Origin of the sequence: Caenimonas sedimenti, from assembly GCF_007833165.1 — a bacterium.
In the GTDB taxonomy this organism is placed as follows: domain Bacteria; phylum Pseudomonadota; class Gammaproteobacteria; order Burkholderiales; family Burkholderiaceae_C; genus Ramlibacter; species Ramlibacter sedimenti.
Genome location: NZ_VOBQ01000011.1, coordinates 1 through 15,036 on the forward strand (window position 1 = coordinate 1; position 15,036 = coordinate 15,036).

The 15,036-nt window shown below is 69.0% G+C and carries 13 protein-coding genes and 1 riboswitch; of the genes, 9 read left to right on the top strand and 4 right to left on the bottom strand.

Annotated features, from left to right (window positions below):
• Nucleotides 1-125: 125 nt before the first annotated feature.
• From metF to ahcY, 3 genes are all read right to left on the bottom strand, one after another.
• Complete coding sequence (gene metF, locus FN976_RS13330) at nucleotides 126-950, bottom strand: methylenetetrahydrofolate reductase [NAD(P)H] (RefSeq protein WP_145893533.1); 825 nt, start codon at nucleotides 948-950, stop codon at nucleotides 126-128.
• Between the two features lie 10 nt (nucleotides 951-960).
• Nucleotides 961-1,698 carry a TlyA family RNA methyltransferase gene (locus tag FN976_RS13335; RefSeq protein ID WP_145893534.1) on the bottom strand — a complete coding sequence of 246 codons (738 nt, stop codon included), beginning with the start codon at nucleotides 1,696-1,698 and terminating at the stop codon, nucleotides 961-963.
• Nucleotides 1,699-1,791: 93 nt separating this feature from the next.
• A complete protein-coding gene (gene ahcY / locus FN976_RS13340) occupies nucleotides 1,792-3,237 on the bottom strand; it encodes an adenosylhomocysteinase (protein WP_145893535.1) in 1,446 nt (481 codons plus the stop codon).
• A gap of 67 nt (nucleotides 3,238-3,304) precedes the next feature.
• A riboswitch (S-adenosyl-L-homocysteine riboswitch) is annotated at nucleotides 3,305-3,390 on the bottom strand.
• 62 nt (nucleotides 3,391-3,452) lie between these two features.
• On the opposite strand from ahcY, the gene FN976_RS13345 reads away from it, so the two are divergent.
• From FN976_RS13345 to FN976_RS13385, 9 genes are read left to right on the top strand one after another with little or no spacing between them, the layout of a single operon-like run.
• Complete coding sequence (locus FN976_RS13345) at nucleotides 3,453-4,919, top strand: UbiA family prenyltransferase (RefSeq protein ID WP_255440409.1); 1,467 nt, start codon at nucleotides 3,453-3,455, stop codon at nucleotides 4,917-4,919.
• On the top strand, nucleotides 4,913-6,220 hold the full coding sequence (locus FN976_RS13350; RefSeq protein ID WP_145893537.1) for an FAD-binding oxidoreductase: 1,308 nt from the start codon (nucleotides 4,913-4,915) through the stop codon (nucleotides 6,218-6,220). The genes FN976_RS13345 and FN976_RS13350 overlap by 7 nt, the downstream gene beginning before the upstream one ends.
• 3 nt (nucleotides 6,221-6,223) lie before the next feature.
• Complete coding sequence (locus FN976_RS13355; protein WP_145893538.1) at nucleotides 6,224-6,982, top strand: SDR family NAD(P)-dependent oxidoreductase; 759 nt, start codon at nucleotides 6,224-6,226, stop codon at nucleotides 6,980-6,982.
• A 14-nt stretch (nucleotides 6,983-6,996) separates the two neighbouring features.
• Entirely contained in the window at nucleotides 6,997-9,099 is a 2,103-nt protein-coding gene (locus tag FN976_RS13360) for a hypothetical protein (RefSeq protein ID WP_145893539.1), read from the top strand.
• Complete coding sequence (locus FN976_RS13365) at nucleotides 9,096-10,037, top strand: NAD-dependent epimerase/dehydratase family protein (protein WP_145893540.1); 942 nt, start codon at nucleotides 9,096-9,098, stop codon at nucleotides 10,035-10,037. Before FN976_RS13360 ends, FN976_RS13365 begins: the two co-directional genes overlap by 4 nt.
• Nucleotides 10,037-11,335, top strand: a complete 1,299-nt coding sequence (locus tag FN976_RS13370) for an NAD(P)/FAD-dependent oxidoreductase (protein ID WP_145893541.1) — start codon at nucleotides 10,037-10,039, stop codon at nucleotides 11,333-11,335. The genes FN976_RS13365 and FN976_RS13370 overlap by 1 nt, the downstream gene beginning before the upstream one ends.
• Nucleotides 11,335-11,733: a GtrA family protein gene (locus FN976_RS13375; RefSeq protein ID WP_186510879.1), complete on the top strand. Its 399-nt coding sequence runs from the start codon at nucleotides 11,335-11,337 to the stop codon at nucleotides 11,731-11,733. Before FN976_RS13370 ends, FN976_RS13375 begins: the two co-directional genes overlap by 1 nt.
• Before the next feature lie 4 nt (nucleotides 11,734-11,737).
• Nucleotides 11,738-12,688 (top strand): lysylphosphatidylglycerol synthase transmembrane domain-containing protein, encoded by a 951-nt coding sequence (locus FN976_RS13380; protein ID WP_145893543.1) that lies wholly within the window; start codon nucleotides 11,738-11,740, stop codon nucleotides 12,686-12,688.
• Between the two features lie 9 nt (nucleotides 12,689-12,697).
• Nucleotides 12,698-13,783, top strand: coding sequence for an ATP-dependent DNA ligase (locus tag FN976_RS13385; RefSeq protein ID WP_145893544.1), 1,086 nt, complete (start codon nucleotides 12,698-12,700; stop codon nucleotides 13,781-13,783).
• Nucleotides 13,784-13,786: 3 nt separating this feature from the next.
• On the opposite strand, the gene ligD is transcribed toward FN976_RS13385, so the two are convergent.
• Nucleotides 13,787-15,022 (bottom strand): non-homologous end-joining DNA ligase, encoded by a 1,236-nt coding sequence (ligD, locus tag FN976_RS13390; protein ID WP_145893545.1) that lies wholly within the window; start codon nucleotides 15,020-15,022, stop codon nucleotides 13,787-13,789.
• Nucleotides 15,023-15,036: the final 14 nt, after the last annotated feature.

The window sequence follows — 15,036 nt, forward strand, 5'->3', positions numbered from 1 at the left end:
CCGAGAACAGGGCTCATGCGTCGTTCCGGTCACGGGTCAAGACGGCAAGTCTTGACCCGCGCCCGCGCCTAGCCTGAGCCCTGTTCTCGGCCCAACGCAGGCCCGTTTCTCTGCCGCCCAGGCTCCTAGCTCAGCCGCTCGCAGATCTCCAGCGTCGCGTTGGCCTGGTTCATCGTGTAGAAATGGATGCCGGGCGCGCCGCCCGCAACCAGGCGTTCGCACAGCGCGGTCACCACGTCGAGGCCGAAAGCCTTGATCGACTCGGAATCATCGCCAAAGCTCTGCAGGCGCATGCGGATCCAGCGCGGGATCTCCGCGCCGCAGGCATCGGAGAAGCGGATCAGCTGGGTGGAGCTGGTGATCGGCATCACGCCGGGCACCACGGGCACGCGGACGCCGCGCGCGGTCAGGTCGTCCACATAGCGGAAGTACGCATCGGGGTTGAAGAAATACTGCGTGATGCCGGAGTCGGCGCCGGCCTCGACCTTGGCCGCAAAGGCTTCGAGGTCGGAGCCGGGCGACTTGGCCTGCGGATGCGTCTCGGGGTAGGCGGCCACCTCGATGTGGAACTGCCGGCCGGTCTCGGCGCGGACGAAAGCCACCAGGTCGCTGGCGTAGCGGAACTCGCCGCCCAGCCCGTAGCCGCTGGGCAGGTCCCCGCGCAGCGCGACGATGCGCTTGATGCCGGCCGCGCCATAGGCCGCCAGGCGGTCGCGAATGCTCTCGCGCGACTGGCCCACGCACGACAGGTGCGGGGCGGCCTGGCAGCCTTCGCCCATGATCTCGGTCACGGCGGCCAGCGTGCCGTCCTGCGTGGAGCCCCCGGCGCCGAAGGTGACGGAGCAGAACTCCGGCTTCAGCGCGTACAGCTTCTGGCGCGCCACGCGCAGCTTCTGCGCGCCTTCGTCGGTCTTGGTTGGAAAGAATTCCAGGCTGATGGGCAGCTTCATGCGTGCCTCCTCATGGTTTTCGTGCGTGAATGAAGAATTCGCGGTTGCCGTCGCCGCCTGCGATGGGGCTGTCGTGCCAACCCTGGACCGCCAGGCCCAGCGTCGTGCAGCAGTCGCGCAAGCGCCTTTCGACTTCGGCGTGCAGCGACGGGTCTTTCACCAGGCCACCCTTGCCGATCTGCGCGGGCTGCAGTTCGAACTGGGGCTTGGCGAGCATCAACAGCTCGCCTCCGGTCTTCAGCAGCGGCACCAGCGCGGGCAGCACCAGCGTCAGCGAGATGAACGACAGGTCGCCGGTGACGAGATCGAAATCGCGGCCCACTTGCGCGGCGTCGAGATGGCGGGCGTTCACCTTTTCGAAAGCCGTCACCCGTGGATCGCCGCGCAGCTTGCCATGCAACTGGCCCTGGCCGACGTCGACCCCGACCACCCGCGCGGCACCTTGCTGCAGCAGGCAGTCGGTGAAGCCCCCGGTGGACTGGCCGGCGTCGAGGCAGGTCCAGCCGCGCACGTCGAGCGCGGTGGCCCGCAGCGCGCCTTCCAGCTTCAGGCCGCCGCGCGAGACGTAGCGCGTTTCCGCGGTATCGAGCAGGCGCAGCTGCGCGGCCTCCGGCAACTCGTCGCCGTTCTTGGCCACGGACTTCCAGGCCGCGCCGTCCGACCACTGCACGCCCGAGGCGATGAGCCGCTGGGCTTGCGAGCGGGTGGTGGCGAGGCCGCGTTGCACGAGGAGCTGGTCGGCGCGCATGACGTGGTTGTCATCCCGGGCTTGACCCGGGATCCATGGCGGCATGCGGACACGCCACGATGGATTGCGGGTCAAGCCCGCAATGACAGACCTTTAGTAGCGGTACGTGTCCGGCTTGTACGGGCCAGTCTTCGCCACGCCCAGGTAAGACGCCTGGTCATCCGACAGCTCGGTCAGCATCGCGCCCAGCTTCGCCAGCTGCAGGCGCGCGACCTTCTCGTCCAGGTGCTTGGGCAGCACGTAGACCTTGTTCAGGTCATAGGACTCGCTGCGCGTGAACAGCTCGATCTGCGCGATCGTCTGGTTGGCGAAGGACGACGACATCACGTAGCTCGGGTGGCCCGTGCCGCAGCCCAGGTTCACCAGGCGGCCCTTGGCCAGCAGGATGATGCGCTTGCCGTCCGGGAAGATGACGTGGTCGACCTGGGGCTTGATCTCTTCCCACTCGTACTTCTCGATGCCGGCGACGTCGATCTCGTTGTCGAAGTGGCCGATGTTGCAGACGATGGCCTGGTCCTTCATCTTCACCATGTGGTCATGGGTGATGATGTCCTTGTTGCCGGTGGCGGTGACGAAGATGTCGGCCTTGTCGGCGGCGTAGTCCATCGTGACGACGCGGTAGCCTTCCATCGCGGCCTGCAGCGCGTTGATCGGGTCGATCTCGGTCACCCACACCTGGGCCGACAGCGCGCGCAGGGCCTGGGCCGAGCCCTTGCCGACGTCGCCGTAGCCGGCGACCAGCGCGATCTTGCCGGCGATCATCACGTCGGTGGCGCGCTTGATGCCGTCCACCAGCGATTCGCGGCAGCCGTACAGGTTGTCGAACTTGCTCTTGGTGACGGAGTCGTTGACGTTGATGGCCTTGAACATCAGCTCGCCGCGGGCGGCCATCTGCTTCAGGCGGTTGACGCCGGTCGTGGTCTCTTCCGTCACGCCAATGATCCTGGCGCTCTTGCGGCTGTACCAGGTCGGGTCTTCGGCCAGCTTGGCCTTGATCGAGGCGAACAGGATGCGCTCCTCGTCGCTGCCCGGCTTGCCGGCGATGACGGAGGCGTCCTTCTCGGCGCGCTTGCCCAGGTGCATGAGCATGGTGGCGTCGCCGCCGTCGTCCAGGATCATGTTGGGGCCCTCGCCGTCGGTGCCCTTGGCGCCGAATTCGAAGATCTTGTGGGTGTAATCCCAGTAATCTTCCAGCGTCTCGCCCTTGATGGCGAACACCGGCGTGCCGGTGGCCGCAATGGCGGCGGCGGCGTGGTCCTGCGTGGAGAAGATGTTGCAGGAGGCCCAGCGCACGGTGGCGCCCAGGGCCTGCAGCGTCTCGATCAGCACGGCGGTCTGGATGGTCATGTGCAGGCTGCCCGTGATGCGGGCGCCCTTCAGCGGCTGCGCCTTGGCGAACTCGCTGCGGATGGCCATCAGGCCCGGCATTTCGGTTTCGGCGATGCGGATTTCCTTGCGGCCCCAGGCGGCAAGGGACAGGTCGGCGATGGCGCAATCCTGCGCGGACGCGGATGGGGCGGGTTTGAGAACGGCGTTCATGGAGGGCTCCAGAAAGAGTGGTTGACAATTCAGCCACCTCTGCGCCCGGGACTCACCGCACGTCAGAAGTGGGTGAGCGTCGTTGCGAATCAGGTCCGAGCCTCACGCCGGCGCATCGTGGAAGATGGCGGCGCTGCAACGCTCCTCGGATTGGCCATGATTCTAACGCAGGAGGCCGGGCAGCTAAACTCATGGCCCTTTCGCCGCCCGCACCCTTGGATTCCTCGACCGTCCCCCCGCCGCCCACCGTCGTGCCGGCCGCCGAGCCGCCCCTGGTCGTCGACCTGGACGGCACGCTGATCCGCACGGACATGCTGCACGAGTCCTCGGTGCGGCTGTTCCGCGACGCGCCACTGGCGACCCTCCGCATCCCGGGCTGGCTCGCGGCCGGCAAGGCGGTGCTCAAGCGCGAACTGGCCGAGCGCACCCCTTTCGACGCCGCCGTTCTGCCGTACAACACGGAACTGCTGGCATGGCTGGGTGAGCAGCACCGGGCCGGCCGGCGCCTGGTGCTGTGCACCGCGACGGACGACAAGCTGGCCCGCGAGATCGCGGCCCATTGCGGCATCTTCGACGAGGTTCTGGCGAGCGACGGCACCACCAACCTGGACGGCCAGCGCAAGGCGGAGGCCCTGGTGCGCCGCTTCGGCGCGGGCGGTTTCGACTACGCCGGCAATGCGACGGTGGACCTGGCGGTCTGGCCGCACGCACGGCGCGCCATCGTCGTGAACGCGCGCCCCTCGGTGCTGGCCGGGGCGCAGGCCTGCTGCGCCGTCGAGAAGGTGTTCCCTTCGCTGCCGGTGACCACCTGGACCTGGGTCAAGCTGGTCCGCGCGCACCAGTGGCTGAAGAATGCCCTGCTGTTCGCGCCCCTGTTCGCCGCGCACCAGGTCGATAACCTTGACGCCTGGGTGCACCTGCTGCTGGCGTTCGCCGCTTTCAGCCTCTGTGCCTCCTCGGTGTACGTCGCCAATGACCTGATGGACCTGGAGAGCGACCGCCACCACCCGCGCAAGCGGGCGCGGCCGTTCGCGGCGGGCACGGTGCAGATCTGGGTCGGCGTGCTGCTGGTGCCGCTGCTGGCCACGGCGAGCCTGGCGCTGGCGCTGCTCGTCAACCTCGAATTCCTGGGCTGGCTCGCCATCTATTTCGCGCTGACCTGGGCCTATTCATGGCGGCTCAAGCGGGTGGTGCTGGTCGATTGCCTCACGCTGGCCGGGCTCTACACCCTGCGGGTCGTCGCGGGCGCCGCGGCCGCCTCGCTGGCGCTGTCGTTCTGGCTGCTGGCGTTCTCCGGCTTCCTGTTCCTGTCGCTGGCGTTCGTCAAGCGCTACGCCGAACTGCAGGCGCAGGCCGCCGAGGGCCGCACGCACGCCCACGGGCGGGCCTACTTGACCTCGGACGCCCCGCTGATCCAGGTGCTGGGCATCGTGTCGGGCTACACCGCGGTGGTCGTGCTGGCGCTCTACCTGAACACGGTGCTGCGTTTCTACGCGCGGCCGGAATTCGTCTGGGCCACCGTGCCGATCATGGTGTGGTGGGTCAGCTGGATGTGGCTGCGCGCCTTCCGCGGCGACATGCACGACGACCCGCTGGTCTTCGCCTTCCGCGACAAGGCCAGCGTGGCCGCCGGCGTGCTGTTCGGCGCGGTGCTGTTTCTCGGCACCAGCTGGCCATGGTGAACGTCGGGTCCTGGGGCCGCCTGGGCAGCTGGCCGCATGACGTGCGTCCGCTGACGGAGCACGGGCTGCCCACGCTGCCGCTGGCACCGGGCCGGCAGGGGCTGGCCTACGGCATGGGGCGCAGCTACGGCGACGTCTGCCTCAACCCGGGCGGCACCTTGTGGACGACGCCCGGCCTGGACCGCTTCCTGGCGTTCGACAAGGAGCAGGGCCTGCTGACCTGTGAAGCCGGCGTGCTGCTGCGCGACATCCAGCGCACCTTCCTGCCGCGCGGCTGGATGCTGGCCGTGACGCCCGGCACGCAGGTGGTCACGGTCGGCGGCGCGATCGCCAACGACGTGCATGGCAAGAACCACCACGTGCGCGGCTCGTTCGGTGACCACGTCACGCACCTGCGGCTGCTGCGCACCGACGGCACGGTCATCGAATGCGGCCCGGACCGCCACGCGGACTGGTTCGCCGCCACCGTCGGTGGCCTGGGGCTCACCGGCGTCATCGCGCAGGCCACGCTGCGGCTGATCCAGGTGCCCGGCCCCTGGCTGGACGTGGAAAGCATCCCCTACGAATCGCTCGAGGAATTCTTCGCGCTGGCGGACAGCTCGGAAGCCGGCTGGGAGTACACGGTGTCGTGGGTCGACTGCATGCATGGCGAAGGCGCCCGCGGCATCTTCATGCGCGGCAACATGAGCGACTCCACCGGCGGCCGCGCGCCGCCCGATCACGCGCGCACCGTGCCGTTCGCGCCGCCGGTTTCGCTGGTCAACCGCTTCAGCGTGCGTCCCTTCAACTGGGTCTACTACCACCACCACCGGCAGCGCGCCGGGCGCCAGCGGGTGCATTACGTGCCCTTCTTCTATCCGCTCGACCACCTGCTGGAGTGGAACCGGGTCTACGGCCGGCCCGGCTTCTACCAGTACCAGTGCGTGCTGCCGCGCGCCGCCGGGCTCGCGGGCACGCAAGGCCTGCTGCGCGAGATCGCGGCCTCGGGCGAGGGCTCGTTCCTCGCCGTGCTCAAGACCTTCAGCGAACGCGCCGCGCCCGGGATGCTCAGCTTTGCGCGGCCCGGCGTGACGCTGGCGCTGGACTTTCCCAACCATGGCGACGCCACGCTGCGCCTGTTCGACCGCCTCGACGCGGTCGTGCGCGAGGCGGGCGGACGCATCTATCCGGCCAAGGACGCCCGCATGCCGCGCGACCTGTTCGAATCGGGCTACCCGCGCCTCGCGGAGTTCCTGCCTTTCCGCGACCCGGGCATCCGCTCGGCGTTCGCGCAGCGCGTCATGCCTGCTTCACCGGACTAGAACATGCAATCCATCCAGGGCACCGTCGTCATCGTCGGCGCGACCTCCTCCATCGCCGAGCACTGCGCGCGGCTGTGGCTGCAGCGCGGCGCCACCCACCTCGTGCTGGTGGGACGGGACGCCGCGCGCACGGAACATCTGGCGACGGACCTGCGCGTGCGCGGACCGCAGGCCCGCATCGACGTCGTGACCGCCGACCTGCTCGAGCCGGCGGCGGTCCGCGAGACCGTCTCCGGCCTCCTGGCTACGGGCAACGTACCGGCTACCGTGCTGATCGCGCACGGGTCGCTGCCGGACCAGGCGGCCTGCCAGCAGGACCTGGACAGCGCCGCGGAGGCCATGCGGGTGAACGCCATCTCGCCGGTGCTGTTCGCCGAAGCCTTCGCGGGCGCCATGCAGGCCGCCGGCCGCGGCCGCATCGGCATCATCGGCTCCGTGGCGGGTGACCGCGGGCGCAAGTCGAACTACGTGTACGGCGCGGCCAAGGGCCTGGTCACACGCTACGCGCAGGGCCTGCAGCACCGCCTGGCGGCGACGCCGGTGACGGTGACCCTGGTCAAGCCCGGCCCGACCGACACGCCGATGACCGCGCACCTGAAGGCGCAAGGGGCGAAGCTGGCCGATGTGAGCGCGGTCGCGGCCGCCATCGTGGACGGCATCGAGCGCGGTGCCCCCGTGGTGTATGCGCCAGCGAAGTGGGCCTTGATCATGATGGTCATCCGCCACCTGCCGCGCTTCGTCTTCAACAAGATGGACATCTGAGCCTGATTTCGAAGATGCTTCCTTCTCGCGAAGCGCTCGTCACCTGGACGCTGCGGGTGCTGGCCCCGCTGTTCGTCCTGCTCGCCGTCGTCGGCGCGGTGCGCAACTACACCGAGGTGCCGCACTGGGACATGTGGCCCAGCTACGTCGACTTCTACCTGCGGATCGGCGAGGGCCATGGGGGCGACTGGTGGTCGCTGCACAACGAGCACCGCATCGTGCTCGCGCGCCTGCTCTTCTGGCTCGACCACCGGCTGTTCTCGGGCACGCTGTGGTTCCTGCTGGTGGTGAACTACCTTCTGGTGTTCGCGGCCTTCCTGACCTTCCGCGCCATCCTGCGCGAGCGCGCGGGCGCGGATGCGGACAGCAAGCCGGTCACCCTGGCCTCCCTGTTCGTGCTGCTGTGCCTGTTCTCCTGGATGCAGAAGGAGAACCTGACCTGGGGCTTCCAGAGCCAGTTCTTCCTGGCGCAGTGGCTGCCGCTGCTCGCGCTCTGGCTGCTGTACCGGGCCACGCGGCCGGTGCCGGAGGCGAGCCGCGACTTCGCGCTCGCCTGCATCGTCGGCGTCCTGTGCATCATGACCATGGCCAGCGGCGTGATCGCCCTGCCGCTGATGGTGGTGTACGCCGCCCTGCAGCGCATGGGCTGGCGGCGCATCGGCGTGCTGGCGGCGCTGGCGGTCCTCTGCCTCGTCGCGTACTTCACCGACTACCAGTCCACGCCCGGGCACGGCAGCCTGCGCGACGTGCTGCGCTACCGGCCCGAGAAGCTCGTGCAATACGTGCTGCTGTACCTGGGCTCACCGTGGTTCCACATGGTCAAGGAGCGCTCGCTGCCGCTGGGGCAGCTGGCGGGCCTCGCGCTCGTCGTCCTGGCTTCGGTGCAGGCGGTGCGCTGCCTGCGGGCCCCGCGTGAGCACGCGCTGCAGCTGTGCCTGCTCGCCTTCATCATGTACATCGGCGGCACCGCGTTCGGCACGGGCGCGGGCCGCCTCGTGTTCGGGTTGCGCCAAGCCACCGCCGAGCGGTACACGACGCCCGCCCTCATGGCCTGGATGGCGCTGCTGGCGCTTTACCTTCCCACGGTGCTGCGCCAGCTCGCCGGCTGGCGCCACCGCATCGTGTGGCCCTTGCTGGCGCTGCTGGCGCTGCTGCTCGTGTTGCAGCTCGACGCCCGGCGATCCCAGCGGCCCATGCTGTTCGAACGGGACGTCGCCGCGGTGGCGATGGAACTCGGCGTGCTGGACCACGAGCAGCTGATCCGCATCATCTTCAGCCCCGAACTTGGCGTGTACTACGGGGCGCGGGCGGCACCCGTCGACCTCAGCGTGTTCGGCCGGCCCTGGCTCAAGGACGCCGGCACCCTGCTCGGCCGGCCTGCGGGTCCTGTGCCGGAGGCGGCCTGCCGCGGCGCGCTGGTGCAAATGGACACGCTGCCCGGCGAGCCCGGGTTCCGGCGCCTGGTCGGCTGGATCGCGCCGGCCACGGGCGAGAACAACATCCACACGTTGCGCGTCGTGGACCCTGCCGGTGACGTCGTCGGCTATGCGCTGGCCAGCGAGCGCAACAGGAAGCCGCGCGCGGACCTCGGGAACGTGGCGGACACGCGCTTCTTCAAGGGCTACGTCCTGACGCGCGCGGCGCACGGCCCGCTCGCCGTCGTCCCGGCGGACGCCGGCTGCGCGCTGCGCGTGACCGGTCCGCCCGCGCCCCCCTTCGACATCACGCCCACCATCATGGCCCTGTCGAAGGTGAACGTCACCAGCGGCGCGGTCCTGCGCAACGAGGGCTGGCAAGGCACCGACTACCTGCGTTCGAGCGCGCCCGGCTTCCGGACGCTGGGCACCATCATCCAGGGCGACCAGGACACGGGCACGATCCAGCTGCGCCTGAAACGCGGCGCCGCTTTCGTCTACCGCAACGGGCCCGTGAACGGCAGCCAGCGCTTCCAGGTGGACGACGGGCGGCAGTTCGCGGGCACCATGCCCCGGGCGGACCGCTGGTCCGCCGTGGTGTTCGACAATCCCCTGCTTCCGCAAGAATTCACCCTGACCCTGACCGATGCCGGTGCCGGCTGGGGTGAGTGGTCCGCCATCGGCATCATCGACAAACCATGAACGACGCAAAGATCCTGCTCCCCGGCGGCGCCGGGCTGGTGGGACAGAACCTGGTGGCGCACCTCAAGCGCGCCGGCTACCGCCATCTCGTGGTGCTGGACAAGCATCGCGCCAACCTCGAAGTGCTGCGCCGCGTGCAGCCGGACATCACGGTGGTGGAGGCCGACCTGGCCGAGCCCGGCGACTGGGAGCGGCATTTCGAAGGTGCCGCCGCCGTGGTGATGCTGCAAGCCCAGATCGGCGACCTGGCGCCCGAGCCCTTCGTGCGCAACAACATCACGTCGACGGAGCGCGTGCTGGAGGTGATGCGGCGCCAGCCGCAACTGCCCTACCTCGTGCACATCAGCTCCTCGGTGGTGAAATCGGTGGCGGACGACCACTACACCAACACCAAGCGCCGGCAGGAGGAGATCGTGCTCGCGAGCGGCGTTCCCTGCGTGGTCCTGCGGCCCACGCTGATGTTCGGCTGGTTCGACCGCAAGCATCTCGGCTGGCTGGCCCGTTTCATGAAGAAGGTGCCGGTGTTCCCCGTGCCCGGCCACGGCCGCTACATGCGGCAGCCGCTCTACGCCGCCGACTTCTGCCGCATCATCGTGAGCTGCATCGAACAGCGCGTGCAGGGCCAGGTGTTCAACATCTCGGGGCTCGAGCGCATCGACTACATCGACATGATCCGCGAGATCAAGCAGGCGACGCGCGCCGGCTCGGTCATCCTGAAGATTCCCTATGGCCTGTTCCGCGTGCTGCTGCAGACCTGGGCGCTGTTCGACAAGAACCCGCCGTTCACCGCGGACCAGCTGAAGGCCCTGGTGGCGCACGACGAGTTCGAGGTCATCGACTGGCCGGGCATCTTCGGCGTGCAGGCGACACCTTTCGCCATGGCGGTCCACGAAACCTTCAACGATCCCGAATACGGGCAGATCGTCCTGGAATTCTGATGACCACCGGACAACGCATCGCGGTTCTCGGCGCCGGCCCCATGGGCCTGGCGGTGGCCTACCAGCTCGCGCGCGACGGCCACCGGCCGGTGGTGTTCGAAGCCGACGACCGCGTCGGCGGCATGACGGCGATGTTCGACTTCGCCGGACTCACCATCGAACGCTATTACCACTTCCACTGCCTCTCGGATCACGCGTTCCTGAAGGTGCTGGACGAACTGGGCCTGGCCGGCAAGATGCGCTGGGTCGAAACGAAGATGGGCTATTGGTACCAGCGGCAATTGCAGCCCTGGGGCAACCCCGTGGCATTGCTGAAGTTCCGTGGCCTGAGCCTGGTGGCGAAGTTCCGCTATGGCTTGCACGCCTTCCTGTGCACGAAGCGCACCGACTGGAAGCCGCTGGACCACGTGGAGGCAACGGGCTGGATCCGCCGCTGGGTCGGCGAAGAAGCGTGGGAAGTGCTGTGGCGCCGGCTGTTCGACTACAAGTTCTACGACAAGGCGCACAACCTGTCGGCCGCCTGGATCTGGAGCCGCATCCGCCGCATCGGCCGCTCGCGTTCCAGCCTGATGAGCGAAAAGCTGGGCCACCTGGAAGGCGGCTCCCAGACGCTGCTGCAAGGCCTGAAGGACGACATCGAAAAGCACGGCGGCGAGATCCGGCTGCGGCACCCGGCGAAGAAGGTGCGGCTGGAAGGCGGCGCGGTCGCCGGCGTGGAGACCGCCGAAGGCTTCGAAGCTTTCGACAAGGTGGTCAGCACCGTGCCGCTGCCGTTCGTGCCGCGCCTGCTGCCTGACCTGCCCGAGGAGCTGCTGGAGAAGTACCGCGCGCTCCAGAACATCGCCGTGGTCTGCGTCATCGCCAAGCTGCGCCGCCAGGTCACGCCCAACTTCTGGCTGAACGTCAACGACCCGGAGATGGACATTCCCGGCCTCGTCGAATACAGCAACCTGCGGCCGCTGGGCGACGAGCACGTGGTCTACGTGCCCTTCTACATGCCGGGCGAGCACCCCAAGTTCGCCGAGCCCGACCAGGCCTTCCTCGACAAGGTGAAGCACTACCTGAAGACGATCCAGCCGGCGCTGACGGACGACGACTTCCTGGCGATGCGCGCCAGCCGCTACCGCTACGCCCAGCCGGTCTGCCCGCCGGGCTTCCTGGACACCTTGCCACCGTTCGAGCTGCCGGTGCGTGGCCTCTGGGTGGCCGACACCTCGTACTACTACCCGGAAGACCGCGGCATCTCCGAAAGCATTGACTTCGGCCGGATGATGGCGCGCAAGGCGGCCGCCGCGTGATGCGTGCCTTCGCCTCGCGGCAGTTCCTGGCCTTCCTGGTCACCGGCGGCATCGCGGCACTGGTGAATTTCGGTTCGCGGATCGTCCTGAACCTCTGGATGCCGTTCCCAGTGGCGGTGGTGGTGGCCTACCTGCTCGGCATGGTCACGGCCTTCCTGCTGGCGCGCGCCTTCGTGTTCGCGGGCTCCACGCAATCGGTGCAGCGCTCCGCGACCTTCTTCGTGCTGGTGAACCTGGTCGCCATCGCGCAGACCTGGATCATCAGCGTGGCGCTGGCCTACTACGTGCTGCCGGCACTTGGCGTGCGTGCCTTCGTGAACGAGATCGCCCACGGCATCGGCGTCATGGTGCCGGTGTTCACCAGCTACCTCGGCCACAAGCGCTTCTCGTTCCGGTGAGCCCGTGAAGCTGCGCAAGGCTTTCTGGGCGGCGGCGGCGGTCACCGTGCTGTACGTGGCCGCCCTGTTCTGGGCCGATTCGCGCAACCGCGTGTTCGACCGGCTGCCCGAAGTCGCGGCGCTGCTGCCCGCGCTGATGGCCATGTCGCTGTTCTCGTATGCGTTGCGCTACCTGCGCTGGTGGTGGTTGCTGGCGCGGATCGGGCACAAGACGCCGTTCCTGCATGGCTGGTGGGCCTACCTCAGCGGATTCGCATTCACCGCGACGCCGGGCAAGGTCGGCGAGTTGCTGCGCATCCGCTACTTCCTGCCGCTGGGGGTGCCGCCCGCCAGGGTGCTGGCAGTGTTCGTGTTCGAACGGGCCTGCGACGTGATCGCCGTCGCCTTGCTGGCTGCGCTGGCGATCCACGACAGCCGCTACTTCGCGCTGTTGCTGACCTTCGTGCTCGGTCTGCTGGCGGTGGTCGCCGTCCTGGCCACCCAACCGCGGCTGCTGGGCAGCATCGCCGCCACCGCCAGGAAGCGGCGGATGCCGCGCCTCGCCCGCCTGCTGCGTACCCTGCGCGATGGCCTGTCGGGCGCACGCGAGTGGATCCATCCGCGCGAGCTGCTGGTCAGCCTGCTGCTCGGGCTGGCGGCCTGGGGCATTTCCGCCTGGGCTTTCGTCTGGCTGCTGGGGCGGCTGGGCATCGTGCTGGAAGCCACCGCCGCGCTGTCGCTCTATCCCACCGCGATGCTGGTGGGCGCGGCGTCCTTCCTGCCGGGCGGCGTGGGCGCGACGGAGGCCGTCATCGTCGTGTTGCTCGCCCTGCACGCCGTGCCGCTGGGCATCGCGACGCTCGCCGCCGTGGCCATCCGGCTGGCCGGGCTGTGGTTCTCGGTCGCCTGCGGCTTCGTGGCCATCGCGCAGCTCGAAAGGCGCACCGGCGCACACAAACCGGTGCCGGCAAGTTAAAAGGGACCCATGGCCACCAAGAACACTCCACAGGCACTTGTGCCCCCGATCGAACCGATGCTGGCCCGGACCGCCGAGGCGCTGCCCGAGCAGGAAGGCTACCTGTTCGAACCCAAATGGGACGGGTTTCGCGCCCTCGTCTTCCGCGGGCCGGACGAAACCTACCTGCAAAGCCGCGACCTGAAGCCGTTGAACCGCTACTTCCCCGAGCTGGAGAAGGCGCTGCATGAAATGCTGCCCCGCGGCTGCGTGCTGGACGGCGAGATCGTGATCGCGACACCGAAGGGGCTGGACTTCGACGCCCTGCAACAGCGCATCCACCCGGCCCCTTCGCGCATTGCCCGGGTCGCCAAGGAGACACCGGCCAGCTTCATCGCGTTCGACCTGCTGAGCGCGGGCGGCCGCTCGACGATGGGCCTGACGCAGGCTGAACGCCGCGAGCGCCTGGAGCGCCTGCTGGGCAGCGCGAAGCCGCCGCTGCGGCTGACGCCCATCACCAGCGATCGCGCCGAGGCGCAGAAGTGGCTGACGGAGTTCGAAGGCGCCGGCCTCGACGGCGTGATGGCCAAGCTGGAAAAGGCGGCCTACCAGCCCGGCAAGCGCGCGATGCTGAAAATCAAGCACGTGCGCAGCGCCGACTGCGTGGTGGCCGGCTTCCGCTGGTACAAGGACCGTGACGATGCCGTCGGCTCGCTGCTGCTGGGGCTTCATGACGATGCCGGCCAGCTGCAGCACGTGGGTGTGACGTCCGCCTTCCCGATGGCGATGCGCGAGCAGCTGGCCCAGGACCTGGCGCCGCTGCGCAAGAACGCCCTGGAGAATCATCCGTGGCGCGACTGGGCCGATGCGGCGTCGGCCGAGTCGCAACGCATGCCCGGCGCCCAGAGCCGCTGGAGCGGCGGCAAGGACCTGAGCTGGCAACCGCTGCGCCCGGAGCGCGTGTGCGAAGTGAAATACGACCACCTGCAAGGCGACCGCTTCCGCCACGCCGCGATCTTCCTGCGCTGGCGGCCCGACAAGCCGCCGGAGCAATGCCGCTACGACCAGCTGGAGGTGACGACGCCGTTCGAGCTGGCCAAGGTTTTCGGCGCCTGACGTTCACGCCTTCGGCTTGCCATCCTTCGGGCGCAATCGTGCCGGCACATGCGTGAGGTTGACGCGCACGCGGTACCAGAGCGATGAACTCCCGCGCATGCGGTCCACCAGCACGTCCGCAGGCTCCAGGTGGGCCGCCGCCTTGGGATGCTCGGTCTTCCAGGCTTCCAGCTGGGCCAGCGCCTCGGCCTCGCGGTCGGCCCGCGCGACTTCGATCAGCGGCGCGCGCACTTTCTTCGCCGCCGTGGAGGGCGGGGCGCGCCGGGGCTCGCCCGCCGCCTTGCGGTAGTGCGGCGGCCAGGGGGCATCACCCAGGCCGGCCGCCTCCTGCTGCTCGGACAGCGCCAGCAGGCTGTCGAGCGAGCATGGTGCTTCGTCGATGCCGGCGTGCGGGTCACCGACGCGGCTCAGGCGCTCGGGCATGGTGTGCAGCGTGAAGTCGGCCGGGTCGCAAGCAGCCAGTTCGTCCCACGAAATCGGTGCTGAAACCCGCGCATCCGGCTTGGGCCGCACCGAGTAGGCCGATGCCACGGTGCGGTCCTTGGCGTTCTGGTTGTAGTCGATGAAGACGCCGTGGCGCTCCTCCTTCCACCACTTGCTGGTGGCGAGTTCGGGCGCGCGCCGCTCGACGTCGCGCGCCAGCGCCAGCGCGGCCCGCCGGACCTGGTCGAAGCTCCAGCGCGGCGCGATCCGCACCAGCACGTGCAAGCCGCGCGAGCCGGACGTCTTCAGCCAGCCCTGCAGCCCGTAGTCGTCCAGCACGGAGCGCACCACGGCGGCCACGTCGCGGATCTGCGGCCACTCGACGCCGGGCACGGGATCGAGGTCCACGCGCAATTCGTCCGGATGATCCAGATCGGAGGCGCGCACCGGATGCGGGTGCAGTTCGAGGCAGGCGAGGTTGGCCATCCAGGCGAGGTCGGCGGCATGGCGCGGCACCACCTCCTCGGCCGAGCGGCCGGAAGGAAAGCGGATCTGCGCCACCTCCAGCCAGTCCGGCCGTTTGGCCGGCGCGCGCTTCTGGAAAAAGAACTCCCCGTCGATGCCGTCCGGGTAGCGCACCAGCACGCAGGGCCGGCCACCGGCGCCTCGCAAGGCGCCCTCCGCCACGGCCAGGTAGTACCTGACCAGGTCGAGCTTGGTGACGCCCGCGGTGGGGATGAGGATCTTGCCGGGGTGGGTGACGACGATGTCGCGATCGCCGGCAGGCACCACCACCGAATCGTCAGCTGCGCCCATGCGCCATGACGCTA

Excerpts from the sequence above, each read along its gene's own strand:
- metF (WP_145893533.1), bottom strand. The coding sequence starts at position 950 with ATGAAGCTGCCCATCAGCCTGGAATTCTTTCCAACCAAGACCGACGAA.
- FN976_RS13335 (WP_145893534.1), bottom strand. The coding sequence starts at position 1,698 with ATGCGCGCCGACCAGCTCCTCGTGCAACGCGGCCTCGCCACCACCCGC.
- ahcY (WP_145893535.1), bottom strand. The coding sequence starts at position 3,237 with ATGAACGCCGTTCTCAAACCCGCCCCATCCGCGTCCGCGCAGGATTGC.
- FN976_RS13350 (WP_145893537.1), top strand. The coding sequence starts at position 4,913 with ATGGTGAACGTCGGGTCCTGGGGCCGCCTGGGCAGCTGGCCGCATGAC.
- FN976_RS13355 (WP_145893538.1), top strand. The coding sequence starts at position 6,224 with ATGCAATCCATCCAGGGCACCGTCGTCATCGTCGGCGCGACCTCCTCC.
- FN976_RS13360 (WP_145893539.1), top strand. The coding sequence starts at position 6,997 with ATGCTTCCTTCTCGCGAAGCGCTCGTCACCTGGACGCTGCGGGTGCTG.
- FN976_RS13365 (WP_145893540.1), top strand. The coding sequence starts at position 9,096 with ATGAACGACGCAAAGATCCTGCTCCCCGGCGGCGCCGGGCTGGTGGGA.
- FN976_RS13370 (WP_145893541.1), top strand. The coding sequence starts at position 10,037 with ATGACCACCGGACAACGCATCGCGGTTCTCGGCGCCGGCCCCATGGGC.
- FN976_RS13375 (WP_186510879.1), top strand. The coding sequence starts at position 11,335 with ATGCGTGCCTTCGCCTCGCGGCAGTTCCTGGCCTTCCTGGTCACCGGC.
- FN976_RS13385 (WP_145893544.1), top strand. The coding sequence starts at position 12,698 with ATGGCCACCAAGAACACTCCACAGGCACTTGTGCCCCCGATCGAACCG.
- ligD (WP_145893545.1), bottom strand. The coding sequence starts at position 15,022 with ATGGGCGCAGCTGACGATTCGGTGGTGGTGCCTGCCGGCGATCGCGAC.